This is a genomic window from Rhodococcus sp. Q1 (genome assembly GCF_004153645.1).
Classification (GTDB): domain Bacteria; phylum Actinomycetota; class Actinomycetes; order Mycobacteriales; family Mycobacteriaceae; genus Rhodococcus; species Rhodococcus gordoniae.
On the sequence record NZ_SDMJ01000001.1, the window covers coordinates 67,576 to 92,377 of the forward strand.

The 24,802-nt window shown below is 68.5% G+C and carries 23 protein-coding genes; 5 read left to right on the forward strand and 18 right to left on the reverse strand.

Annotated elements, in window-relative coordinates; genetic code table 11:
* Window positions 1–202 precede the first annotated feature (202 nt).
* The 8 genes from EQ874_RS00280 to EQ874_RS00315 form a co-directional block, all read right to left on the reverse strand.
* The gene (locus EQ874_RS00280; protein ID WP_026002714.1) at window positions 203–1,213 is read right to left on the reverse strand and encodes an alpha/beta hydrolase family protein; all 1,011 of its coding nucleotides are present in this window, start codon (window positions 1,211–1,213) and stop codon (window positions 203–205) included.
* 267 nt (window positions 1,214–1,480) lie between these two features.
* Window positions 1,481–3,442 carry a flagellar motor control protein ZomB gene (gene zomB, locus EQ874_RS00285; protein ID WP_129974880.1) on the reverse strand — a complete coding sequence of 654 codons (1,962 nt, stop codon included), beginning with the start codon at window positions 3,440–3,442 and terminating at the stop codon, window positions 1,481–1,483.
* A 4-nt stretch (window positions 3,443–3,446) separates the two neighbouring features.
* Window positions 3,447–4,352, reverse strand: coding sequence for a decaprenyl-phosphate phosphoribosyltransferase (locus EQ874_RS00290; RefSeq protein WP_016931441.1), 906 nt, complete (start codon window positions 4,350–4,352; stop codon window positions 3,447–3,449).
* A complete protein-coding gene (locus tag EQ874_RS00295) occupies window positions 4,349–4,846 on the reverse strand; it encodes a phosphatase PAP2 family protein (protein WP_016931440.1) in 498 nt (165 codons plus the stop codon). The genes EQ874_RS00290 and EQ874_RS00295 overlap by 4 nt, the downstream gene beginning before the upstream one ends.
* Before the next feature lie 46 nt (window positions 4,847–4,892).
* The gene (locus EQ874_RS00300; RefSeq protein ID WP_129974882.1) at window positions 4,893–6,830 is read right to left on the reverse strand and encodes a glycosyltransferase; all 1,938 of its coding nucleotides are present in this window, start codon (window positions 6,828–6,830) and stop codon (window positions 4,893–4,895) included.
* The gene (glf, locus tag EQ874_RS00305) at window positions 6,827–8,047 is read right to left on the reverse strand and encodes a UDP-galactopyranose mutase (protein ID WP_016931438.1); all 1,221 of its coding nucleotides are present in this window, start codon (window positions 8,045–8,047) and stop codon (window positions 6,827–6,829) included. The genes EQ874_RS00300 and glf overlap by 4 nt, the downstream gene beginning before the upstream one ends.
* Before the next feature lie 72 nt (window positions 8,048–8,119).
* Window positions 8,120–8,875: a TipAS antibiotic-recognition domain-containing protein gene (locus tag EQ874_RS00310; protein WP_129974884.1), complete on the reverse strand. Its 756-nt coding sequence runs from the start codon at window positions 8,873–8,875 to the stop codon at window positions 8,120–8,122.
* 143 nt (window positions 8,876–9,018) lie between these two features.
* Window positions 9,019–10,578 carry a SpoIID/LytB domain-containing protein gene (locus tag EQ874_RS00315; protein ID WP_064064496.1) on the reverse strand — a complete coding sequence of 520 codons (1,560 nt, stop codon included), beginning with the start codon at window positions 10,576–10,578 and terminating at the stop codon, window positions 9,019–9,021.
* A gap of 274 nt (window positions 10,579–10,852) precedes the next feature.
* Between EQ874_RS00315 and EQ874_RS00320 the strand changes: the two genes are divergently transcribed.
* Complete coding sequence (locus EQ874_RS00320) at window positions 10,853–12,958, forward strand: N-acetylmuramoyl-L-alanine amidase (RefSeq protein ID WP_129974886.1); 2,106 nt, start codon at window positions 10,853–10,855, stop codon at window positions 12,956–12,958.
* 25 nt (window positions 12,959–12,983) lie between these two features.
* Here EQ874_RS00320 and EQ874_RS00325 read toward each other — a convergent pair whose 3' ends face one another.
* Together EQ874_RS00325 and EQ874_RS00330 are read right to left on the reverse strand one after the other, a co-directional pair.
* A complete protein-coding gene (locus EQ874_RS00325; protein ID WP_242496585.1) occupies window positions 12,984–13,871 on the reverse strand; it encodes an HAD family hydrolase in 888 nt (295 codons plus the stop codon).
* A gap of 4 nt (window positions 13,872–13,875) precedes the next feature.
* Window positions 13,876–14,694 carry a lysophospholipid acyltransferase family protein gene (locus tag EQ874_RS00330; protein WP_016933309.1) on the reverse strand — a complete coding sequence of 273 codons (819 nt, stop codon included), beginning with the start codon at window positions 14,692–14,694 and terminating at the stop codon, window positions 13,876–13,878.
* 125 nt (window positions 14,695–14,819) lie between these two features.
* Between EQ874_RS00330 and EQ874_RS00335 the strand changes: the two genes are divergently transcribed.
* Window positions 14,820–16,370 carry an MBL fold metallo-hydrolase gene (locus EQ874_RS00335; RefSeq protein WP_129974888.1) on the forward strand — a complete coding sequence of 517 codons (1,551 nt, stop codon included), beginning with the start codon at window positions 14,820–14,822 and terminating at the stop codon, window positions 16,368–16,370.
* 21 nt (window positions 16,371–16,391) lie between these two features.
* On the opposite strand, the gene EQ874_RS00340 is transcribed toward EQ874_RS00335, so the two are convergent.
* Window positions 16,392–17,588 carry an MFS transporter gene (locus EQ874_RS00340; protein WP_129974890.1) on the reverse strand — a complete coding sequence of 399 codons (1,197 nt, stop codon included), beginning with the start codon at window positions 17,586–17,588 and terminating at the stop codon, window positions 16,392–16,394.
* Window positions 17,589–17,680: 92 nt separating this feature from the next.
* Between EQ874_RS00340 and EQ874_RS00345 the strand changes: the two genes are divergently transcribed.
* Window positions 17,681–18,181 carry a PaaI family thioesterase gene (locus EQ874_RS00345; protein ID WP_016933306.1) on the forward strand — a complete coding sequence of 167 codons (501 nt, stop codon included), beginning with the start codon at window positions 17,681–17,683 and terminating at the stop codon, window positions 18,179–18,181.
* Window positions 18,182–18,187: 6 nt separating this feature from the next.
* Here the strand turns inward: EQ874_RS00345 and serS are convergent, their stop codons facing one another.
* Entirely contained in the window at window positions 18,188–19,450 is a 1,263-nt protein-coding gene (serS, locus tag EQ874_RS00350; protein ID WP_016933305.1) for a serine--tRNA ligase, read from the reverse strand.
* 11 nt (window positions 19,451–19,461) lie between these two features.
* Window positions 19,462–19,854, reverse strand: coding sequence for an ankyrin repeat domain-containing protein (locus EQ874_RS00355; RefSeq protein WP_129974892.1), 393 nt, complete (start codon window positions 19,852–19,854; stop codon window positions 19,462–19,464).
* 45 nt (window positions 19,855–19,899) lie between these two features.
* Here EQ874_RS00355 and EQ874_RS00360 point away from each other — a divergent pair, with 45 nt between their 5' ends.
* Complete coding sequence (locus EQ874_RS00360) at window positions 19,900–20,949, forward strand: septum formation family protein (RefSeq protein ID WP_207213452.1); 1,050 nt, start codon at window positions 19,900–19,902, stop codon at window positions 20,947–20,949.
* Window positions 20,950–20,962: 13 nt separating this feature from the next.
* Window positions 20,963–21,301, forward strand: a complete 339-nt coding sequence (locus EQ874_RS00365) for a metallopeptidase family protein (protein WP_016933302.1) — start codon at window positions 20,963–20,965, stop codon at window positions 21,299–21,301.
* 27 nt (window positions 21,302–21,328) lie between these two features.
* Here the strand turns inward: EQ874_RS00365 and EQ874_RS22800 are convergent, their stop codons facing one another.
* The 5 genes from EQ874_RS22800 to EQ874_RS00385 form a co-directional block, all read right to left on the reverse strand.
* Window positions 21,329–21,490 (reverse strand): hypothetical protein, encoded by a 162-nt coding sequence (locus EQ874_RS22800; RefSeq protein ID WP_016933301.1) that lies wholly within the window; start codon window positions 21,488–21,490, stop codon window positions 21,329–21,331.
* A 154-nt stretch (window positions 21,491–21,644) separates the two neighbouring features.
* Window positions 21,645–22,058, reverse strand: a complete 414-nt coding sequence (locus EQ874_RS00370) for an NUDIX domain-containing protein (RefSeq protein WP_037222743.1) — start codon at window positions 22,056–22,058, stop codon at window positions 21,645–21,647.
* Between the two features lie 69 nt (window positions 22,059–22,127).
* Complete coding sequence (locus EQ874_RS00375; protein ID WP_129974894.1) at window positions 22,128–22,781, reverse strand: TetR/AcrR family transcriptional regulator; 654 nt, start codon at window positions 22,779–22,781, stop codon at window positions 22,128–22,130.
* Window positions 22,782–22,812: 31 nt separating this feature from the next.
* Window positions 22,813–23,574: a 3-hydroxyacyl-CoA dehydrogenase gene (locus tag EQ874_RS00380; RefSeq protein ID WP_016932116.1), complete on the reverse strand. Its 762-nt coding sequence runs from the start codon at window positions 23,572–23,574 to the stop codon at window positions 22,813–22,815.
* A 28-nt stretch (window positions 23,575–23,602) separates the two neighbouring features.
* Window positions 23,603–24,796 carry a thiolase family protein gene (locus EQ874_RS00385; protein ID WP_129974896.1) on the reverse strand — a complete coding sequence of 398 codons (1,194 nt, stop codon included), beginning with the start codon at window positions 24,794–24,796 and terminating at the stop codon, window positions 23,603–23,605.
* Window positions 24,797–24,802 lie beyond the last annotated feature (6 nt).

The following is a 24,802-nucleotide window of genomic DNA, read 5'->3' on the forward strand; positions in this document are numbered from 1 at the left end:
ACGGCGGCAGTGGCAGGGCGTCCCGGCTGGGTGTGCCGACTCGGGGTACCGGAGTCCCGACTGTTGTTTCTACACCGGCGGCACCCCGAATCGAGGGTGCCGCGCTGTGACAGGTGAGAAAATTGTTGCAGAAAGTTACGACGCCGCCCACCCACCGGATCGGTGGGTGGGCGGCGTCCTTACCAGCAGTGCGGACCGGAGATCAGAACGCGTTCAGCGCCTCGAGGATCTGCGGGCGCGCCTTCCACAACTGATCCTCCCAGTACTTCCACGCGTGCGTGCCGCGCGCCGGGAAGTCGAAGGTGGCCGGGATACCGAGCGTGGCCAGCTTGAGCTGGAAGGCGCGGGTCTGGGCGAGGGACAGTGCCTCGAGAGCCATACCGTTGGCCGTGTTGTAGTAGCCGACGAAGCCCTGCGGGTTGTCGTGCTCGCCGGGCAGACCGCTGGCGGCCGAGATGTACAGCGACAGACCCTCGAGCTTCGGAGCGAAGACGAACGGGTCGTTGCGCAGCCATGCCGGGCTCCACGGCGGGCCCCACATGGAGTCGACGTTGAACCGGCCGGCGTCGAGCATCGCCACGCGGATGGCCTCACGCATGCCGGGAGCCGACAGGTTGAGGTAGCCGGACAGCGACGACGCGAACTTGAACTGGTCGCGGTGGTAGGCGGCCAGCGTCAGAGCGGCGGAACCGCCCATCGACAGGCCGAGGATGCCGTTGTTGTTGCGCGACACGCCACGGGTGGCGAGATAGTCGGGCAGCTGCTGGGTCAGGAAGGTCTCCCACTTGTAGGTGACATCCTGGCCGTTCAGGTTGGACGGCGCGTACCAGTCGGTGTAGAAGCTCGACTGTCCGCCGACCGGCATGATCAGGCTGACGTTGTCGTTGGAGAACTGCTGCAGGGCGTTCGTCTCCAACGTCCAGGCGTTCACGTCGTCCCGAGCGCGCAGGCCGTCGAGCATGTAGAGAGCCGCGTCGCCACCGCGCGCAGCCCACTGGATCTGAACCTTGATCGGACCCATGTCGGAGTCGACGAAGACCTCTTCGAAGCCCCCTGCAGGCGCGCGGTGGGACACCGGCGCTCCCTGCGCCGGCGCGGCGACCGCGGCGGTGGTTCCGACGAGGCCGGCAGCCACGGGGAGGACCAGAGCTGCGGCGGCGGTACCGAGCAGTCGCCGGCGAAGGCCCTGCCTCAACCTCGGGACAAAACGCATGAACAATGCTCTCTTTCTCGTCTGCGGCGTCCGCGTTCGCGTCCCCCGGATTCCGGCGAAGACGGCCGCGGAAGGCCGCCCCAAGTCACACTGCGGTCAAAACTGTAAAGGACCGCGTGATCTCTGACAAACCTCGGTTTCAACAGCTCTTGGGCACCTCTTGACTCGTAGGTCAAGGCGACGCTGCCGGAAAGTAACTCATCCGTGATGCGCCGTGATCCTATCGAGACAACAGGTGAGGGTCCAAGTCGATCTCGGTTCCGTCCGTCACCTCCGCGGCGGCGGCATCGGCAGGTCACAGCGCTGGAGCTCGTACTCCGGCACCCGTTCGATCCGGTACGAGGCGTACTCGACGGCGTTGCGCAGGTTCCGTTTGAACAGCTGCCACGTCAGTTCGGCGCTCGACGAGTCGATCATCTCCCGGGTCTCGGGACACGTCAGCGCGGTTTTCGCCATCGCCACCCAGTCCTCGTCGAGATAGCCGGGCAACCACGGATGGACGTCGACCATGCCCGAATCGGCGACCACCCAGTCGGGGAACAGGATCTTGTCGTGCCCGATCCGCCCGTCCTCGAGACGCTCGGTGTGCGCGGCGAGCGGGTAGGCCAGACCCATCTGGTCGACGACCCGCACGTCCAGCCCCGTGTTCATGCTGGTCATGCCCAGGTTCAGGAAGAAGACCGTGTGCCCGGCCCCGCCCGGCGGGATGGGCTCGGGCGGCGGCACCACGTCCCACGCATCGTAGGACGGGGTGGGCAGCAGCAGACCGCCGTTCGGGGTGTTCGAGATGGCCTCGACCATGGCCCGCATACGCGGGTAATCGAGATAGTCCTCGGCCCGGATGGGGTGCCGATGCCCGGTGTTGAGGGCGTAGAAGGCGCGCTCGTCGACGATGCCGGACCGGCCCACGACGGCACCCTCGGTCATGCCGGTGGTGTTGGCCGCCGCGGCCGTCCACACGACGGTGCCGAGCCACAGCACGGCCAGCACGCCCGCGACCTGCGTCGGCCGGTTGTTGCCGATCTCCGCCCGGTCCGGGATCCGCAGAGGGACGACCGCCACGGGCAGGAGCAGGCAGAACAGCGGCGGCAGGAGGACGCGGCCGTGCATGAAGTCGCCGCCCACGCGAAGCGAGTACAGCGCGAGCACCACACCGGACCCGAGGAAGAGCACGACGACGGCGGTCGGGGTGCGCAGCAGATTCTGGACCCGGAAGATCGTGGCCCGCACGTCGCGCGGATCGGGCCGTGCGGCACCGGCGGTGAGGCCGGCGGCGTCACGGCTGGTGGCGTCGCGGCTGGTGAGGAGGACGAGCGCGGCGAGAAGCACGAGGAACAGCAGTGGCAGCCACAGCAGATACGGCGAGACGAGGTTGCCGAGATATTCGGCGCCCTGCGACCACTTCGCGCCGCCGGCGTCCTTGGCTACCGCGGTGTTCGGATAGGGCAGCCCGTAGTAGCCCATGCGCCAGATCTGGTAACCGACCGGAATCGCCCCGGCCACCGCGACCATCGCGATCCGGATGCGCAGGTCGAGTCCGGGTGCGAGGAACAACACCGCGAGGACGAGCACGGCGACGAGCGCGAGTTCGGGCCGCACGAGCGGGCCGAGCCCGGCGACGAAGGCGGTGGCGAGGATCTGCGCGGTGCCCGGCAGCCTTCCACTGCCCCCCGGTGCGGGGGTCGCCCACCTGGCCATGAGCAGCCACAGCAGAGCCAGCCAGCAGATCACCAGGCAGGATTCGAGGCCCGAGGTCGCGAAGTCGCGGGCCGGGGGCACCGCGATGTAGACGAGGACACCGGCGGGCAGGAGCAGCACGGTTCCCGAGGCCGCCCGCAGCCGCCACCGGTACAGGCGCGCCGCGCCGACCATCGCGAGGACGATCGCACTCGTCGACAGCACGAGAGCGATCGCGAGCACCACGTATTCGAGGCGGATCCCGGTGAGCCATCCACCCGCGTAGACGATGTACGTCCACGCCGTGGAGGTGTTGGCCTCCACGCGCTCCCCCGCGTTGAACACCGGTCCGTTGCCGGCGAGGAGGTTGCGCACGGTCCGCAGAACGATGAGCCCGTCGTCGGCGATCCAGCGCCGCTCCCATGCTCCCCAGAACATCAGGAGCGCGGAGACGATCACGCCCGCGGCGAACACACCGCCGGCGAAGCGGTCATGCCGAACGGGCCGGACCGTACGGGACGGTCCGGCCTCGCTGTCGTGGACGTCGCGCACGACGTCAGAAGAGGTAGACAGCACCGCCGACCACCAGGATCCACACCACCGCGAGCAACTGCAGCACCCGGTCCTGCAGCGCGATCTCCTCGGGTTCGCCGGCTTCACCCCCGTCGACGTCGACCGCGTACCGCAGGATCGCGACGACGAACGGGATCATCGAGATGGCGTACCAGTTGGACCCGGCGACATTGTCCTGCTCGAATGCCCACAGGCCGTAGCAGAGCACCACGGCGGTCGCGGCCACGGTCCACACGAACCGCAGGTAGGTCTCGGTGTAGTACTCGAGCGACTTGCGGATCTTCGCACCGGTCCGGGTTGCGAGGCGCAACTCGGCGTAGCGCTTGCCCGCCGCCATGAACAGTGAGCCGAACGCCATGATCAGCAGGAACCACTGCGACAGCGGGATCTCGGCGGCCACACCACCGGCGATGGCCCGGATCAGGAAGCCCGACGAGACGATGCAGATGTCCAGTACGGCCTGGTGCTTGAGTCCGAAGCAGTACGCCAGCTGGATGCCGATGTAGACCGCCATGACGGCGGCGAGCTGCCAGTTCGCGAGGAACGACAGTGCGATCGAGCCGACGAGCAGCACCACCGCCAGGATGTAGGCCAGTCGCACCGGAAGCACACCGGCCGCGATGGGCCGGAACCGCTTGGTGGGATGCGCGCGGTCTGCCTCGACGTCCATCGCGTCGTTGACGAGGTAGATGCCGGAGGCGGCCATGCAGAAGACGACGAAGGCGAGAGCGACGGGCAACAGCACGTCGACCTGGGTGACCGAACCGGCCGCCATCGGCGCCGCGAGCACCAGGACGTTCTTCACCCACTGCCGGGGGCGGACCGCCTTGACGATCCCGGCACCCAGACTCTTGGGCGCCTCCTTGACGGGTGCCGGTTCCTCGCTCATCGATCTCCCCACTTCGTCTCGGCCCGCGCCACGACGGCCGCGGATGCCGCACCCAGCGCGGCCCCCGCCAGTACATCCGTCGGATAGTGCACGCCCAGCACCAGGCGGGACAGCATCATGGGCGGCACGAGCACCGCGGGAAAGGGTAGCCCGGTGGCGCGGGCGAGCAGCACCGCCGCCGCAGTCGTGGACGTCACATGCGACGAGGGGAAGCTCAGCCGACTCGGCGTCGACACGTTGACCTGCACCGTCGGGTCCACCGGTCGCGGACGGCGCACGACCCGCTTGATCACGACGGACGCCGCGTGGGCACCGAACGCGCCGACCGCCACGCTCGCCCACTTCCGGCGACGGGGACGGTCGACGAGGGCACCGGCGGCGCCGATCGCGATCCAGCCGAGGGCGTGCTCACCGAAGTGCGACATGCCGCGGGCGATCGTCGTCGCTGCGGGTACGGCACCGGCGGTGGCCTGGACGGTCTGCAGCACCCGCACCTCGGTGTCGGTGCTCTTCCAGTGACGTGCAGCCGCAGTGCCGGGGTCAGTTGCCGATTCCGAAGACACGCTCCCACTCCTCCTTGCTGGTCAGGGCGGGAACCGCGTCCCGGTACCGCTTCTTCATCTCGGGGAACCGGCGCGCGAGTTCGCGTCGCAGCCTGAGCGCCTCGGTGAGCAGGGCCTGGGCCTGAGCACGGTCGCGCTTACGGTAGACGACACCCCGACCGTCCGCCGTGGTGACCGTCACGCCGTCGACCTGCGAGAGCAGGAACCACCGCGCGTCGATGGTGGGCACGTTCAGCTGCGGCCGCTCGTGGTGCTCGCGGTTCTCGGGGCGCACGTTGTGCAGCACACCCTTCGCGAGACGCCTGATCTTCGCGACCGCACCCTCGGGCAGTCCGACGGCCCCGACCTCGGCGCCGGATGCCATCGGCAGTTCGGTCGACGACGGCAGCACCACGGCGTCGGGGAAGTTCTTCCGGAGCGCGTGCACCTCGCCGAGGGCACGCGGCAGCAAGTCGAACAGGTTCTCCGGACCGGCGAGGAAGTCCTCGATGGCCTTGTTCTGGATCGCGACCGTCGAGTACTCGAGACACACGAGGTGCTTGATCGTGGCCTTGATCGTGTCGAGCACCATCGGCTTGGCGTCGCCGTGCTGGTGCAGCGCGGCCACGACGAGCCGGTTGCGCAGATGGAAGTACGCCTGCCAGTCGATGGCGTCGTCCTTGTCGCTCCACGCCATGTGCCAGATCGCGGCGCCGGGCATCGTCACCGTGGGGTAGCCGGCCTCCCGTGCCCGCAGGCCGTACTCGGCGTCGTCCCATTTGATGAACAGCGGCAGGGGCTGGCCGATCTCCTCCGCGACGACACGCGGGATCATGCACATCCACCAGCCGTTGAAGTCGACGTCGATGCGTCGGTGCAGGAGCTTCGAGTTCTCCCGGTCGCGCAGCGGCTTGGTGGAGAAGTCGTGGTCGTACTCGACGTTCGGCGCGGCACCCCACATGAAGTTCGAGCGGTGGATGACCTCGCCCATGGTGTGCAGGTGGCTGCGTTCTTGCAGGTTGAGCATCTGCCCGCCGACGAGCATGGGCTTCTTCGCGAATCGCGACAGGGCGAGCGCGCGCAGGATCGAGTCGGGTTCGATCTCGATGTCGTCGTCCATGAACAGGATGTACGGGCTGGAAGTGGTCTTCAGCGCCTCGTACATGATGCGGCTGTAGCCGCCGGAGCCACCGAGGTTGCCCTGGTCGTGGATGACGAGACGGTCGCCGAAGGGTTCGGCGGCCTCCGCGAAGTCGGCCTCGTCGCGCACCTTGCGGGTGCCCTGGTCGGGGATGATGACGGCGTCGACGACGTCCATCACCAGCGGGTCGGACGCGAGCGCACGCAGCGCCTTCACGCAGTCGGCAGGGCGGTTGAAGGTCGGGATGCCCACTGCGACCGAGGCGTGTCCGGGCGCCTCGACAGGTGCGTACCAGCCGGCGGCGTGCAGCGTGACGTCGCTGTCGGTGGTGACGTCGAACCACAGCCAGCCGCCGTCCTCGAACGGCCCCAGGTCGGCGTCGATCTCGACGACCGTGTCGGACCCGCGGAACTCGCGGCCGGTGACGTGGATGCGGCTCGAGTCGGCCTTGCTGCGGTACAGGTCGACGCGGCCGTGGCCGGTGAGTTCGAGTCGCAGCACCACCGAGCCGAGCGTGCTCCAGCGACGCCAGTAGCTCGCCGGGAAGGCGTTGAAGTAGGTGCACAGCGACACCTCGGACTCGGCGCCGATCGCCAGCGTCGTCCGGCTCGTCGCGTGGGCGCGACGCGCGTTGGTGGGCGACTCCTCGAGGTAGAGCGTGCGCACGTCGAGGGGCTCGCCCGGGCGCGGCAGGATGATGCGCTGCAGCAGCGACCGGCCGAGCAGTTCGTCCTCGGTGGCGGGGGCACTCGCCGCCTCGTGCTTCGCGACGGCCGCGTGCTTGGCGGCGCTCACGAGGCGTCCCCGGCGATGGGCGCTCCCGAGTCGAAATGCGGGGCGAGGACGTTGTCGAACATCGACAGCGCGCTCGCGATCGCCATGTGCATGTCGAGGTACTGGTAGGTGCCGAGCCGGCCACCGAAGAGCACCTTGTTGTCCGCGGCTTCCTTCTTCGCGAGGGAGCGATAGGCGTTGAGTTTCTCGCGGTCCTCGGGGGTGTTGATCGGGTAGTACGGCTCGTCGTCGTTCTCGGCGAAACGCGAGTACTCACGCATGATGACCGTCTTGTCGGTCGGGTAGGTGTCGCGCTCGGGGTGGAAGTGCCGGAACTCGTGGATGCGGGTGTAGGGCACGTCGGCGTCGTTGTAGTTCATGACCGGGGTGCCCTGGAAGTCGCCGGTGGGCAGCACCTCGGTCTCGAAGTCGAGGGTGCGCCATCCGAGCCGGCCCTCGGAGTAGTCGAAGTAGCGGTCGAGCGGGCCGGTGTAGACGACGGGGGCTTCCGGGCTCGCGGCACGGACCTCGTCGCGCACCTCGAACCAGTCGGTGTCGAGCCGGACCTCGATCCGCTCGTTCTCCGCCATGTTCTCGAGCCACGCCGTGTACCCGTCGACCGGCAGGCCCTCGTAGGTGTCGTTGAAGTAGCGGTTGTCGAAGGTGTAGCGGACGGGCAGCCGGGTGATGTTGCCGGCGGGCAGTTCCTTCGGGTCGGTCTGCCACTGCTTCGCCGTGTAGTCGCGGACGAACGCCTCGTACAGCGGGCGGCCGATCAGGGAGATCGCCTTCTCCTCGAGGTTCTTCGCGTCGGCGGTGTCGATCTCGGCGGCCTGCTCCTTGATGAGGGCGCGTGCTTCCTCGGGGCTGAAGTACCGGCCGAAGAACTGCGCCACGAGCCCGAGGCCCATCGGGAACTGGTAGGCCTGGCCCTTGTGCATCGCGAAGACGCGGTGCTGGTAGTTCGTGAACTCGGTGAACCGGTTCACGTAGTCCCACACCCGCTTGTTGGAGGTGTGGAAAAGGTGGGCACCGTACTTGTGGATCTCGATACCGGTTTCCGGCTCGGGCTCGGAGTACGCGTTGCCACCGAGATGGTGGCGACGCTCGATCACGAGCACTCGCTTGCCGAGCTGCGTGGCCGCGCGCTCGGCGATCGTCAGTCCGAAGAATCCGGAGCCGACGACGATCAGGTCGTACTCACCGGTGGAGGGCTGGGGCGCTGATGCAGCAGTCACGGGAGACCAGGGTATGCGACTCCCGCGTGGGGGTGCCCTCTCGGTCCATCGGGGCCGAGAGGGCGATCACACCTACATGTACAGCCGGAGTGCGTCACGGACGAATTCGGCACCCTCCCGGCCGCCGTAGTTCGCTGCGAAACGCTCGTCCTCGACGTACATGTCGGCGAGATCGAGCACGTACTCCCGTGAACTCCCCTCGGGCGTGCCGTATCCCGGGGTACCCGGGATCGACGACAGCCAGGCGACGTGCCGCCGGGCGAGGTCCTGTGCCTCGGGGCCCGCCGGGTCGAGTCCGGCCCCGGCCGCCGCGATCCAGTCGTGGTTCAGCTGCTCGACCTGTTTCGTCCAGTCGCCTCGCGCCTCGCCGTCCATGCCCCGCCACCAGCGGTCGCCGGCGTCGTAGGCGTCCTTGCCCCACCTTTCGACCACTTCGTCCCGGTACTGCGTGTGGTCGAACCCGTCGAACACTTCGTCTGCCACGAGTTCCTCCCCTCTCTCCGTCTTCGCCAGGGTGGTGCGAACCGCCTCGATTCGGCGGTCCAGCTGCCGGCGCTCGTGTTCGAGCAGGTCGAGATGCGTGCGCAGCGCGGTGGTCGTGTCGTCGTGCCCGGCGAGCACGTCGCGCACGACGGGCAGTCCCAGCCCGAGATCGCGCAGCAGCAGGATGCGCTGGAGTCGCACGAGGGCGTCCTCGTCGTAGAACCGCATGCCGTTGCGACCGGTCCGGCACGGCGGCAACACCCCGACCTCGCCGTAGTGACGCAGGGTGCGGCTGGTGACGCCCGCAGCTCGGGCCAGTTCCTGGATGGACCATTCGCGTGGCACGTGCTCACCTCTTCCTTCCGGCTGCGACCAGCGTGCATCGTGACGTTGCGTCAATGTCAACCCTCGTGCACCGCAACGGTGAGACGACCGGCCGGCCGCCCTTCTCGGGCGACCGGCCGGTCGTCGGTAGGTGCCGTGACGGGTTACTCGGCGCTACCCGTGGCGGGGAACCAGTCCTTCAGGAAGCTCGCATCGATCACCTGGGCGCCGAGATCCGGGGTCCACACGATCGCGCCCCCGGTGAAGACCCGGAACTTGCCGATCTCGTCGGGCAGCATCAGTTCGGGGCCGATGGGCGAGCCGAGCACGCTGTCGACGCCGCCGAGGTCCAGATAGGCCTGCTCGATGGGCGAGGTGCCGCTGCCGCTGCCGAAGGGATCGGTGCCGACCTCCGGGCCGGGTTCGGGCGCCGGAGTGATCTCCGGAGCGTCCTCGTCGATACCTTCCTTCACGGTGAACCAGTCGGAACGCAGTCCCAGCTTGGTCCGCGCCTCGGCGCCGGTCGTCTCGATGGTGCGGTCGGAGCCGATCACCCGAACCCGGGTCACACGGCCGCCCTCGGCGCCGAGATTGTTCCGGGAGAGCACCTCGAAAGCCTGCAGGTCGCCGACGCCGAACTTGCTGCCGATCTCGGCCGCGGTGAAGGTCTTGGCCCATTCACGGTTCGGGGCGACCTTGTCGCCCTCGTCCTCGACGGGCGGGAAGGCGCCGCCGGCGGAGTAGCCACCGGTGGAGGCGGAGAACTCGCTGCGCACGACCTCACCGTCCTTCATCAGGACGGTTCCGCGTGTGGTGCGCACACCGTCGTCGGTGCGCGGATCCTCGACACCCGAGCCGCCGTAGACCTGGCAGTCGGTGGTGTCGCAGGTCTGCCACTTCTCGTGACGCTTCTCGGCGAGTGCGTAGGACCGCGCGGCGATGGCCTGCGCCCGCAGGGCCTCGGCGCCGCCGGTGTCCGCCCAGCCGGGCAGGGCCTCGGCGGGAACCACGCTGCGCAGATAATCCTCGACCGAGAGGCGGTTGACGGTGCGCGGGGCGGTGCCGTCGAGCACCACACCGAGCGCGCCGCGGTAGGTCTTGTCGTCCGAGCACATCGTGAGGTGCTCGTTCGCGGGCCGGTCCTCGGCGAGGTCGATCGGGTCGACCCACGGCAGGTCGGTGGCGGCCTGCCACAGCACTTCGCCGCTGCACCCCGCGGTGACGACGACGTTCGCGCCGCCGTCCGGGGTGGGCGTCAGGTGGGCGGCCTCACCGGGCGCGAGCTGCTTTCCGGCGACGATCATTCCGGTGTCGGAATAGACGTCGAGGGTGTGGTCGTCGCGGCCGACGAGGCGCACCGCGATCATCGGATCGTCGACCGTGCCGAGCTCGGTGCCGCCGTAGTAGTGGGCGATGATCCGTTCGGCGGTCCATCCGTCCTGGGCGTAGCCGTAGGCACCCCACTGCCCCATTCCGCGGCCGTGGCCGTGGCCGAAGCCGGTGAACGTGAAGGGTGTGTCGGCCGAAACCGCCTGGACGACATCCGGTGTCGCCTGATCGTTCTGTACGAGAGCGCCCACACCGGCGCCGACGAGCAGTGCGGGGGCCACCCCGAGCGCAGCAGCACGAGCGATGGAGGGACGCCATCCGTTGCGCAGCGGCCTGCCGAGGATGATGCGCCGCCTCCGGATCTTGCCTCTGCGCCCGATGGACTGTCGTGACATGACGTTGCTCCCTCGTTGTCGCTTTCGGCGCGAACTCGTGATCCGCGATATCGGACAATTTCGACCGATCCTCAAGCTCAGGTTGAGGCTTAAGGTTTGCTGCGTCTAGTGTGACAAGAGTGACGGAGCTAGGCAACAAATGTCACAGAAGCAACACAAGAATCACGAGTTACAGAACTTTCGTGGCCGATCCGGACTACGAAAGCGACACGTAAGGGACGATCCGAAGTCGGAACCCGTCCGTTCGAGCACCAACGACAGGGAGTAGCAAACAGTGCCGCATCGCCGCCCCAAGCCGTCGATCGTCCTGGGTGCCGTCGCCGCCCTGGCCGTCGCGACGCCCTTCGCCGTCTCCGGGCTGACCAGCACCGCTCCCGAGATCCGGCCTGCCAACGACACCGTCGAGGCGGTGGCACCCGATATCGCGGAAGTCGTGCTCGCCTCGGTGCCCGACCTGATCATCCCGCTCGAGGAACTGACCGGTCTCAACCTGCCCGATCTCAGCCTGAAGCAGATCGTCGACGGGCTTCCCCAGATCACCACCGCGCCCGACCCGAACGGCGGGATCGTCCAGCGCGTCGGCGCGACCGTCAAGGAACTCACCCGCGACACCCCCTTCAGTCTCGTCGCCCTCGCGGCCGAGGACGTCGCCGCCACCGACGCGCTCATCCGCGCCCGGCACGACGACGGCAGCTGGGGTCCGTGGACCGCGACCGAACCGATCGAGACACGCGCCGACGACACCGCCGAGGCGGGGCGGACGGGCACCGAGCCGATCTACGTCGGCGCCACGCGTGCGGTGCAGGTGCTGCTGACGCCGCGTCCCGGCCCCGAACCGAACCTCGCCGGAGCGGAGGCCCCGCCGGCACCTCCGGCACCCGGAGCTCCCCCAGCAGAGGCTCCCGCACCCGGAGCCCCGGCTCCGGAAGCACCGGCCGAGGCCCCGGCCCCCGTCGACGAGGCACCCGCGCCGGTCGCCGCGCCCGCCGCGGACGCGCCCGACCTCGGATATGTGCCCGCGTCCTCGTCCCGGCCGCTGCGCGAGAACCCGCTGCAGGCGGCCGCCGAAGCGGTCAGCGCAGTGCTCATCTCGCCCGGCAGCAGCGAGTCGGACGCGCACCTCGAGGACATCGCGAGCCCGCTCGGCAGCTCCGGCCTGAAGGTCATCACCCGCCAGCAGTGGGGCGCCGACGAGTCGATGCGGTGCCAGAATCCGACCTTCGACGACTCGCTCGGCGGCGCGACCGTGCACCACACCGCGGGGAGCAACAACTACTCGAAGGCCGAATCCGCCGAGATCGTGCGCGCGATCTACGCGTACCACGCACGGACGCTCGGCTGGTGCGACGTCGGGTACAACACGCTCGTCGACAAGTACGGCCAGATCTTCGAGGGTCGCGCCGGTGGTCTCGAGCGCAACGTCCAGGGCGCCCATGCGGGTGGATTCAACGAGAACACCCACGGCATCGCGATCATGGGCGACTTCTCCACCCAGGCACCGCCGCAGGCCGCGATCGATGCGGTCGGCAAGTTCCTCGGCTGGCGTCTGGCACGCGCGGGACTCGACCCCAAGGGCCGCACCACCATGTACTCCGAGGGCACCTCGTTCACCCCGTACCCCAGTGGCACAGCGGTGGATCTGCCGATCATCTTCGCGCACCGCGACGTGGGCAACACCAGCTGCCCGGGCGACGGCGCCTACGCGCAGCTGGGCCAGATCCGCGACATCGCCGCAGCTGCGGCGAAGGGCGGCGGTGGCAGCCCGCAGCCGTCGAAGCCGGAGCCCTCGAACCCGAAACCGTCGAACCCGTCACCGTCGAACCCGTCGCCGAACGTGCCGGACATCAACGTCGGAGCGCTGGCCTCGGGATCGGCCGACACGGCCGAGGGTGCGGTCGACGACCTGATCCGCCTCAGCGGTCACCCGCTGGTCCAGAAGTGGCTCGCCGAAGGCGGCGAACTCGGCCGGCTCGGACAGGCAGTGACCTCGATCCTTCCCGCGATCAAGAACGGTTTCGAACGGGTCGATTTCGTCAACGGTGCCATCTACACATCACCGAACGGCGGAACATGGACGGTACTCGGCGAGATCTACAAGGCGTGGGAGAAGAACGGACTCGACGCTGGTGAGCTGGGGTTGCCCACCAGCGACGAGTACCGGGTGCCGGACGGTCGGCGTTCGGACTTCGAGTTCGGCTCGCTGATCTTCAACGAGGTCACGGGTGTCGTCACCAAGGTGCTGCGCGCCTACGACGACGCCTACGACCAGGCGCTGCAGAATCAGCCGGCCGACGTCGCAGGACCCGCACCCGAGGGTGCCCCTGCGCCCGAACCGGCACCTGCGCCGGAACCGGCACCCGAGCCGGCGCCCGCGGGCTGATCCGCAGCGCACCGGCAGGAACGAGTCACCGCCACCACCGTTCGAGAACGCGGGCCACCCCGTCCTCGACGTTGGTGGCGGTGACTTCGTCTGCGACCGACTTCGCGTCCGGATGCGCGTTCTCCATCGCCACACCGTGACGCGCCATCGACAGCATCGGGATGTCGTTGGGCATGTCCCCGAAGGCCACGAGAGTCTCGTGGGGAACACCCAGCAACCGCGCCATCTCCTGCAGACCGGATGCCTTCGTGACCCCCGCGGCGGAGATCTCGATCAGTCCGTGGGTGGTCGAATACGTGACGTCGACCAGCCCGTGCAGCTTCGGCACGAGAGCCTCCGCCATCTCCCGGCTGGTCGCGCCGGGGAGCCGGACGAGCAGCTTGATGGCGGGCTCACCGACCACCTCGTGCTCGGCGAGCTCGGTGTTGTCCGGATTCAACCAGGCGTGTTCGTATCCGGGAGCGCTGACGAACTGCGGCGTCGCCGCGTCGTGGGCCCGCTCCCCCACCCGCTCCGCGGCCAGACCACACCCCGGAAGCACCGACGAGGCCACCTCGGCCAGCCACGCCAGTTCGTCCGCCTCGAGCACTGCGGCGCTGAGCACGCGGTCGGTGGCACTGTCGTAGAGCACGGCACCGTTCGCGCACACCGCCATCGGCGCGTATCCCAGCTCCTCGACCACCGGCGCGATCCAGCGCGGCGGGCGACCGGTGGCCAGAACGAAGGGGGTGCCGGAGTCGACCACCGCATGCACCGCGGCGCGGGTCCGATCGGACACCTTCTCGGTGTCGTCGATCAGAGTGCCGTCGACGTCGGTGGCCACCAATCCGGGACGCGTCCCGTCGGTGGGGACAGGACGCGACGCGCCCGTGCCGTGGTCCCGATGCGGTTCTCGACTCGACTGTGCGTTCACTCCGTCATTGTGCCGAAGTACCGGGCCCGTCGCCGCCCGCATCGTTGCTCTCGCTGCCGGCAGTACCTTCACGTGTGGCACGCTCGCGCGCCTTCCGCGCTCGACGCTCGGCGGCCGCCGCCTCGTCCAGAGCCGTCGCCTCCTCGAGGGTCGGCGCGGAGCCACCCAGACGGCGGGGTACCCAGTAGGCGCCGGGCTCGTGGACGTAGCCGTCCTGCACCCTGTGGAGCATCTCCTCCATGGTCGCGTGGAGTTGCGCGGTCATCTCCGCGGCCGGCTCGTACGGCTGGACGGGAGCGCCCACCTCGATGGTGATCGGGGTGTTCGTCCGTCCGAGCCGCTTCGGGTGCCCCTTCGTCCACACCCGCTGGGATCCCCAGATGACCATGGGGATCACCGGGACACCGGCTTCGTTCGCCATCCGTGCCGCGCCGGACCGGAACGCCTTGAGCTCGAAGCTGCGGCTGATCGTCTCTTCCGGGAACACCCCGACGAGCTGCCCGTCGCGCAGCGCCTGCACGGCGAGACGGTAGGACTCGCCGGCGTCGCCGCGGTCGACGGGGATGTGCTTCATCGCGCGCATCAGGGGACCGGAGATCTTGTGGTCGAAGACTTCCTTCTTGGCCATGAAGCGGATGTACCGCTTGGTGGCTCGCGCGGGGATCCCGGCGTAGGTGAAGTCCATGTAACCGGTGTGGTTGATCGCGATGACCGCACCACCTGTCGCGGGGATGTTGTGTTCCCCGGTGATGTCGAATTTCAGCCCTTGCGCTGCGAAGAGCGTGCGAGCGACACCGATGATGGTCCGATAGAAGGGTTCCACGCCGGTCAGCCTAGCGGGGTGCCCGGGCCACGCCCACCGGATGCGTCGCCAGGTGCCGACGAATGTGCCGGTTCCGGCTCCCCTACCCTGGACGGTACGTAGGTCAGCACGTCAGGAGGCAGAAGGTGCAGATCACCAGCGTCGGACACGCCGGTTTCCACATCCGGACCGAGGCGGGGTCCATCCTGTGCGATCCGTGGGTGACCCCCGCGTATTTCGCGTCGTGGGTGCCGTTCCCCGACAACACGCGTCTCGACTGGGACGCCCTCGGCGACGTCGACTACCTGTACGTCTCGCACCTGCACAAGGATCATTTCGATCCCGACACGCTGAGCAGGCACGTCAACAAGGATGCGACCGTCCTGCTGCCCGATTACCCGGTACCGGACCTGCGTCGCGAACTCGAGAAGCTCGGCTTCACGAAGTTCTTCGAGACCACCGATTCGGTGAAGCACACGGTCTCGGGCCCCAAGGGTGATCTGGACATCATGATCATCGCCTTGCGCGCGCCCGCGGACGGGCCGATCGGCGATTCCGGCCTCGTCGTATCCGACGGTGAGACCACCGTGTTCAACATGAACGACGCGCGGCCGATCGACATGGACGTGATGCTCGACGCGTTCGGAAGGATCGACATCCATCTGCTGCAGTACTCGGGGGCCATCTGGTACCCGATGGTCTACGACATCCCGAAGAAGACGAAGGCCAATTTCGGCAAGCAGAAGCGCCAGCGCGGGATGGATCGTTGCCGCAGCTACATCGACCAGGTCGATGCCACCTGGATCGTGCCGTCGGCCGGCCCCCCGGTCTTCCTCGACGACGACCTGCGCGACCTCAACGACGACCACGGCGACGAGGGCAACATCTTCCCCGACCAGCAGGTCTTCCTCGAGCAGTTGCGGATCCACGGTCGCGACGGCGGACTGCTCATGATCCCCGGCTCGGTGGTGGATCTGAAGGGCAGCGAGCACATGACGCTCACGCACCCGATCCCCGACGATCAGGTCGAGGCGATCTTCACCGACAAGGCCGCCTACATCGAGGACATGGCGCAGCGTTTCGCGCCGGTCATCGCCGCGCAGAAGGCGGCCTGGGCACCTGCCGAGGGCGAGCCGTTGCTGCCCGCGCTCCGGGCGAAGTTCGAGCCGATCATGGCGCAGTCCGATCTCATCTGCGACGGCATCGGCTATCCGGTGGGTCTCGTGATGGGCGACGAGACCGTGGTGCTCGACTTCCCCAAGCGGGTCGTGCGCGAGCCGATCGAGGGAGAAGGCAAGTACCGCTACGGTTTCCGCATCGCACCCGAATTGGTGCGCACGGTTCTCCGCGACGACGAACCCGACTGGGTCAACACGATCTTCCTGTCCACCCGATTCACCGCGTGGCGCATCGGCGGATACAACGAGTTCCTCTACACCTTCTTCAAGTGCCTCACCGACGAGCGCATCGCGTACGCCGACGGCTGGTTCGCCGAAGCACACGACGACTCTGCGTCGATCGAGTTGGGCGGCTACGAGATCCAGCGTCGCTGCCCTCACCTGAAGGCAGATCTGTCGAAGTTCGGTGTCGTCGAGGGCACGACGCTGACCTGCAACCTGCACGGCTGGCAGTGGGATCTCGAGTCGGGCCGGTGCAAGACGTCGAAGGGACACGAGCTGCGCAGCAGCAAGCTGTGATCCGCACCCGACAGAACAACCTCACGATCGATCCCGGGCGGGTCGCGCCGGGGGCAACAGCCTCGGCGCGACCACACCCAGCCCGATCAGCGGAAGTACCGTCACCGCGACCAGCACCGACATCGGCAACCACAGCGAGCCGAGCGCGTAACCGGCGAAGACCGCGACCGACAGCACCTCGCTCGTGAGACCGACGACGGACGAGACGGTCGCCCGTGCGCGACCGGACATCGTGTCCTGCAGGCGTGCCTCGGCGACGATCGCCGTGTTGTGCAGCGCGCCGTAACCCACACCGATCGCCGTGAATCCGGCGATCCCTCCGGTGAGCGCCCCGCCCGCGATGAGTGCCGACCCGACCGTCACGACGACACCCATCGTGCGGCCGCTCATCGATGCCGTCCGCCCGGCGGTCGCAGCGCCGACCACCTGCCCGACCGCCGTCAGCGCGACCAGCACGGGCACGAATCCGGTCTCCGCCCCCGATTCGCGTGCGAGCAGCGCGAAGTACTCGTCGAAGGCGAGGCAGGCGAGCAGTGCCGCCGCGAGGACCACCGATCGTCGCACCGCCCGGCCGGTGCGGATCTCGGACGTTCCCGCGCGCAGCGACGACATGTAGCGGGCGAGGACGGTGTCGCCGCTGCCGGCGATCTCGTCGGCCTCCTCCACCTTCGGGGCGGCGGGAAGGGTTCCCACGAGCGCGATGTCGACGACGGTGATCGCGACCGACACCCAGCCGACGAGTGCGTATCCGCCGAGTTCGAACAGCGGTGCCGCCGTGAGGATCGCGACGAAGACGCACGTCATCTCGCCCGCGGCGGCGTAACCCATGATCGCCGCGTAGCGGTGTTCGCCGCCGCGCGCGGCGAGTTCGTCGTAGACGAGGGCCTCGAAGGTGCCGGATTTCATCGACTCGCTGACACCCCACAGGACGAAGCCGAGCGCGAATCCCCAGTAGCCGGGCCAGACGAGCCACATCGTGAACGCGGCGGTGAGCAGGGCACCGCTGCCGAACAGCAGACCGCGACGGGAGACGGTGTCGGCCCAGGCGCCCGAGGGCACCTCGGAGACGAAGGCGACGACCGACCACAGGACGAACAGCGACGAGATGGAGCGGGTGTCGAGTCCGTGATCCTCGAACAGCAGCGCGTACAGCCCGTAGAGCGGCACGAACTCACGGACGGACGCGTACGCGACCACCCGCACGGACAGCGAGGTCACCGGGCCGGATCAACATCGACGGCGCATGGAACGAGAATGGCACGCCCGGCTCCCCATGTCACGCCCTCCGCGGTGGGATACGGTCGGTCATCGTGAGCACGGACGAGCACCAGCAGCGGCAGCGTACCTACACGTGGGAGGACCCGGCGCCGACGTCGGCGGCCAACCGCGACATGCACGGTCTCGACTTCCTGCGCGGGCTGATCGACGGGACGATCCCGCACCATCCCACCTCCCGCACGCTCGGCTTCACCGTCACCGACGCCGGCCAGGGCTTCGCCGAGGTCGCCCTCGAGCCGGAGGAGTTCCACGCCAACGCGGTGGGCAGCATCCACGGCGGCGTACTCGCCACCCTCTTCGACACCGCGATGGGTTTCTGCGTCGCGAGCACCCTCGAGGCCGGGGTCGGCTACACGACCCTCGACCTGCAGGTGCGCTACGTCCGTCCGGTACAGACCGGCAAGGGTGTCGTCCGCGTGCAGGGCTTCTGCGAGCACACCGGTCGTCGCACCGCGACCGCGCGCGGCGAGGCCCGCGACTCCGAGGGACGCCTGCTCGCGACGGGTTCGACCACCTGCCTGATCCTGCGCTGACAGTTCTCAGGCGCCGGGTTCGAGCACCTCACGCCCGACGAAGGGCACGAGCGCCTCGGGCACCTTCACCGAACCGTCGGCCTGCTGGTGGTTCTCGAGCAGCGCGACGAGCCATCGGGTGGTCGCGAGCGTGCCGTTGAGGGTCGCGGCAGTCTGCGGCTTGCCGTTCTCGTCGCGGTAGCGGACGTTCAGGCGACGCCCCTGGAAGGTCGTGCAGTTCGACGTCGACGTGAGCTCGCGGTACCGCTCCTGCGTGGGCACCCAGGCCTCGCAGTCGAACTTGCGGGAGGCCGACGACCCGAGATCACCGGCGGCGACGTCGATGACGCGGTACGGCACGTCGATGGCGGCGAGCATCTCCCGTTCCCAGCTCAGCAGACGCTCGTGCTCCGCGGCGGCCTCCTCGGGCCGGCAGTAGACGAACATCTCGACCTTGTCGAACTGGTGCACGCGGATGATGCCGCGGGTGTCCTTGCCGTAGCTGCCCGCTTCGCGACGGAAGCACGACGACCAGCCCGCGTACCGCTTCGGCCCTGTCGACAGGTCGAGGATCTCGCCCGAGTGGTAACCCGCGAGCGGCACCTCGGAGGTGCCCACGAGGTAGAGGTCGTCCTCCTCGAGCCGGTACACCTCGTCGGCGTGCTGACCGAGGAAGCCGGTGCCCTGCATGACTTCGGGACGCACGAGCACGGGCGGGATCATCATCGTGAACCCGTTCGCGGTGGCCTTCTGTGCGGCGAGCTGCAGCAGACCCAGCTGCAGCAGCGCACCGTAACCGGTGAGGAAGTAGAACCGGGCACCGGAGACCTTGGCGCCGCGCTCCATGTCGATCAGCCCCAGCGACTCACCGAGCGCGAGGTGGTCCTTCGGTTCGAAGTCGAAGGTGGGCAGCTCACCGACCGTCTCGAGCGTGACGAAATCGTCCTCACCGCCGGCGGGCACACCGTCCTGCACGACGTTGGAGATCGCCAGGTGCGCGCGGTCGAAGGCCTCCTGCGCGGCGTGCTGTTCGGCCTCGAGTTCCTTGACCTTCGCGGCCAGCTCCTTGGCGCCGTCGAGCAGCGCGGGGCGTTCCTCGGGGGACGCCTTGCCGACCTTCTTGCCCAGTGCCTTCTGCTCGGCGCGTGCGTTGTCGCCGGCGAGGACCGCGGCACGACGGGAGGCGTCGGCCTCGAGCAGCACGTCGACGAGGCCCGGGTCCTCCCCCCGCATGCGCTGCGACTCGCGGACGGCATCGGGATTCTCGCGGAGGAACTTGAGGTCGATCACGGGATCGAAGCCTACCGCTGCCAGAATTCCAGGTAGTCGTCGCGCCCGAACATCTTCGCTGTGTCCTCCGCGGTGGGATGTCCGTGACGCGGGTTCGCACCGGCCGCGGCGAGCACCCGCACGACCGCCTCCGCGCCCTTGAAGACCGCACCCGCGAGAGGCGACTGGCCGCGGTCGTTGAGCCGATCGACATCGGCTCCTCGGTCGACCAGGGCCTGTACGGCCTCGGCGTGTCCGTGATAGGACGCCAGCATGAGCAGCGTGTCGCCGGTCTCGTTGGTGAGGTTCACGGGAACCCCGGCATCGACGTATGCGGTGAGTGTCCCGACGTCTCCCTGGCGGGCGGCGTCGAAGGTCTGCCTGGCGATCTCGAGAATCTGCGGATCGATCGGGTCGTCGGCCATGAGCCGAAACTACCCGCGTCCACCCGAACGGGCATGATGGAAGTGATGGCCGAAGACAACAAGCCCAAGCCCGACCGTCGCCCGCCCTCGGCGCGGTTGACCCGACGCGCCCTGGTGCTCGTCGCGGCCGGTGCCGTCCTGGCGGCGATCGCGACGTTCGTCGTCGCGGGGTTCCAGGGCACCGGCAGCGGGGACGAGAACGGCGGCGCCGGCATCAGCACCACCGGCGCGGTCGCGGGGGAAGCGTTCGGTACCGCCACCTCCGGCGACTGCCTGAACTGGAGTGCTCTCGACGCGAGCGACCTCGCGAAGGTCGACTGCACCGAAACACACCTGTTCGAGGTGGCCGCCGACATCGACCTGAGCCTGTATCCCGGCACCGAGTGGGGGCCGGGATCGCGGTTCCCGTCGGTCACACGCTTCACCGAGTTGCGCGACGAGCAGTGCGCACCGGCCGCGCTGGACTATCTCGACGGCCGGTTCGACCCGCACGGCAAGTTCAGCATCGGCCTGATCAATCCCGGTGAGGCGGGCTGGGCGGCCGGCGAACGCACCCTGCGGTGCGGTCTGCAGTTCTCGTCGACCACAGGCAACCTCCTGCCGATCAAGGGCCGGGTCGCCGACCAGGACCAGTCCCGCGCATGGGACGTCGGTGTCTGCATCGGCATCAACAACGGCGTGCCCGCCGATCCGGTGGAGTGCTCCAAGCCGCACGCTTTCGAGGTCGTCGCGGTGGTCGACCTGGGCGGGCAGTTCCCCGGTGGCCTGCCGAGCATCGAAGACCAGGACGGCTATCTCGAGGAGACGTGCACGCGCCTGGTCGGCGAATACCTCGGCGACCCGGAGGCACTGCGCAACAAGACGCTGACACTGTTCTGGGACAACCTCGACTACGACAGCTGGCTCGCCGGCAGCCGCAAGGTGAACTGCTCGATCGGCAAGCAGGTCGAAGGTGGTGGCTTCTCGTCGATCACCGGCAGTGCCAAGGGCGACATCCTCATCGACGGCCAGCCGCCCGTGCCGCCACCGCCCGTTCCCGAAGGCCGGTCGCTGCCGACGCCGTTGCCGGGCGCCGTTCCCCTTCCGGGGTCCTGACGTGCCGGTGCACATGGAGGACGAGCACTTCGAGGAGCTCGTCTCGGAAGCGCTCGACGAGATCCCACGCGAACTCGCGCGGGCGATCGACAACGTCGTAGTGCTCGTCGAGCCGCGTCACGAGGACGAACCGGATCTGCTGGGTCTGTACCAGGGAGTCGCGCTCACCGAGCGCGACAGCCACTATGCGGGATCGCTACCGGACACGATCACGATCTACCGCGACGCGATCCTCGACATCTGCGACAGTGACGACGACGTGGTGCACGAGGTGCTCGTCACCGTCGTCCACGAGATCGCGCACTATTTCGGAATCGGCGAAGAGCGCCTCCACCAGCTGGGCTGGGGCTGAGGCGCTCTCCGCAATCGGTACCGGGTGCTACTTGTTGCGCGCGGCGGTCGCCTTGTCGAGGCGCGGACCCTTGGCCTTGCGCTGACCGAAGTGCGGGCTCAGCGTCGAGACGACGAACATGATGACGGTTCCGACAGCGACGACGGCCACGGTGAGCCACACGACGATGACGCCGAAGAGTTCCAACATGCCCGGTTACCTCCACAGTCGATGTCACTTCGAGGCAGACGACACACGTCCGCCCCGGGGGTCACCCTACCGTCCGCGTTCCGCCGGGTGACGACCGACTCCGACCGCACTCCGGTGAAAGCTCGGACAGTGGTGAAGTGCCCGAGCTTCGGCGTCACCGGGAGGCGGACGCGAGGGCAGGGAGGACGTGGTGCTCGAGCAGTGGCGCGAGATCGCCGGGCAGCGGAAGGGCCGCCGGATCGAGCCAGCGCGTCTCCGCGATCTCCGCAGATGCACCGGCGACCTCCACGAGCGGATGCTCGTACACGGTTCCTTCGAGCCGGTAGCCGGGTTCGTTGGCAGCGTCCGCGGCGAAGACACCGACGAGACGCAGCGACGCGAGGTCGAGCACCGCGCCGATCTCCTCCGCGCATTCGCGAACGGCGGTCTCGGCAGGGGTCTCCCCCGGATCGGGCTTGCCTCCGGGCAGCATGAATCGCGACGTGTTCCGCTTCCGCACGGTGAGCACCTCACCGGCGGCGTTGCGGAGAACGACGGCACTGACGACGATCACCCGGTCCTGAGTCACCGGATCATCGTAGGCGCCCCGGAACAGGCTGTAGCCGCCGTCGACGAGAGCCGAACTCCCGAAGGATTCTCAGGTGGCCGGGTGGTGACCCACGATCCGCAACGCGATCACGATGTACCGCTGCGCGATCTGCGCGGGGGTGAGGGGTCCGTCGAGCTGGTACCAGCGGACGATGGACTGGAACATCCCGAGGAGTGCTCGCACGGCCTCGTCGACGTCGTCGACATCGAACACCCGTTGTTCCACACCCTCGCGCACCAGGTCGAGCATCATCAACTCGAGACGCTTGCGGGTCGCGGCGTAGGTTCGGCGGTTCTCCGAGGAGATATGGCGCACTTCGGAATCCAGCCCCGAACGCTGTGCGCGGTGGGTCATGTTCAGCACGATCGCCTCGACGGCGTTGACGAAACGGACGACCGGGTCGTCGCCGCCGTCCGCGACCGCCGCCGACACACGGTCGATGAGGTCGAGGACGGCGGCGTCGAGCAGCGTGACGAGAACGGCTTCCTTGTTCTCGTAGTGGTAGTACAACGCAGGCACCGTCACGCCGACCCGACGGGCCAGGTCGCGCACGGTGGTTCCGTGGAAGCCGTTCTCGCTGAACGCTTCCAGCGCGTGTTCGAGGATGGGGTCGAGCCCCAGAGGCTGGAACTCGCGCCAATCCGCGGACTGTACGTCCGCGCGGGGCGTGCCGGATTCCTCGGCCTCGAATGCCCGGGTCATCGACCCCCTCCTCTCACGGATGGTGCCAGGATCAGCGCGGCGCCATGCGGATTGCGCCGTCGAGACGGATGACCTCGCCGTTGAGCATCGGGTTCGACACGATGTGCGCGGCCAGGGAACCGTACTCGGACGGGTCGCCCAGACGCGCGGGGTGCGGCACCTGCTGCCCGAGGGAGGCCTGGGCCTCTTCCGGCAGCGAACCGAGCAGCGGGGTCTTGAACAGGCCCGGCGCGATGGTGACGACGCGGATGAGCAGCGACGCGAGGTCGCGGGCGATCGGCAGGGTCATGCCGACGACGCCACCCTTGGACGCCGAGTAGGCGGCCTGGCCGATCTGGCCGTCGAAGGCCGCGACGGAAGCGGTGTTGATGATGACGCCGCGCTCGCCGTCGATCGGCTCGGTCTTCGCGATGCGCTCGGCAGCGAGACGGATGACGTTGAACGTGCCGAACAGGTTGACGTCGACGACCTTCTTGAACGCGTCGAGCGGGAAGGCACCCTTCTTGCTCACGGTCTTGACGGCGTTGCCGATACCGGCGCAGTTCACCGCGACCCGCAGCGGGCCGAGCGATTCGGCGACGTCGAGTGCCTCGGTGACGGCGGCCTCGTCGGTGACGTCGGCGGCGACGAAGCGGACTCGGTCGCCGAGCTCCTTGGCGATGGTCTCACCGTTCGAGGACGGCAGGTCGATGATGACGACCTGGGCCCCGTCGTTCAGCAGTGCCTTGACGGTGGCGAGACCGAGGCCGGAGGCACCGCCGGTGACGACGGCGACGCTGTCGTTGATGATCATTGATTACCCTTTCGAGAGTGGTTGTGGGTCAGAGGCGTTCGATGATGGTGGCGTTGGCCATGCCCGCGCCCTCACACATGGTCTGCAGGCCGTAGCGACCGCCGGTGGCCTCGAGGTGGTTGACGAGGGTGGACAGCAGGCGGGTGCCCGACGAGCCGAGCGCGTGGCCCAGCGCGATGGCGCCGCCCCACGGGTTGAGCTTGGCCGGGTCGGCGCCCAGCTCGTGTGCCCAGGCGAGCGGCACGGGCGCGAAGGCCTCGTTGACCTCGTAGGCGTCGATGTCGTCGATGCCCAGGCCGGCGCGGGCGAGGACCTTCTGCGTCGCGGGGATCGGCGCGGTGAGCATGAAGACCGGGTCGTCGCCGGCGACGGAGAACGAATGGAAGCGGGCGCGCGGGGTCAGGCCCAGCCTGTTCGCCAGCTCCTCGCTCATGATGAGCGCGGCCGACGCACCGTCGGTGAGCAGCGAGGAGTTGCCGGGGGTGATGACCCACTGCGCCTCGGGGAACCGGGCCGCGTACTCCTCGGTGTGGAACGACGGTTTCAGACCGGCGAGGCCCTCGGCGGTGGTGGAGGCACGCAGCGTCTCGTCGACGGTGTGCTGCACCTGTTCGCCCGCGGCGTTCTCGACGGTGATCGGGACGATCTCCTTGTCGAAGCGGCCGGCTTCGTAGGCCGCGGCGGCACGCTGGTGCGACTGCGCGGAGTAGGCGTCGAGGGCGTCGCGGTCGAACTTCCACTTCGCGGCGATGAGTTCGGCCGAGATGCCCTGGTTGACCAGTCCCTCGGGATAACGGGCGCGCACGCTCGGGCCGTGGGTGTCCTGACCGAGCGTGGCAGTGCCCATCGGGATGCGGCTCATGGACTCGACACCGCACGCGATGACCATGTCGTAGGCCCCGGCGATGACGCCCTGTGCGGCGAAGTGCGCAGCCTGCTGGCTCGACCCGCACTGGCGGTCGATGGTGGTCGCGGGCACCGACTCGGGGAAGCCGGCGGCGAGGAGCGCGGTGCGCGAGATGTTGAGGGATTGTTCGCCGGCCTGGGCGACGCAGCCGCCGATCACGTCGTCGACCTGCGCGGGATCGATGCCGTTGCGTTCGACGAGCGAACGCAGGACGTGGGCGAGGAGTTCGACGGGATGGGTGCCGGACAGGGCGCCGCCCGGCTTGCCCTTGCCGACGGCGGTACGGACGACGTCGACGATGACAGCGGTGGTCATGACGCT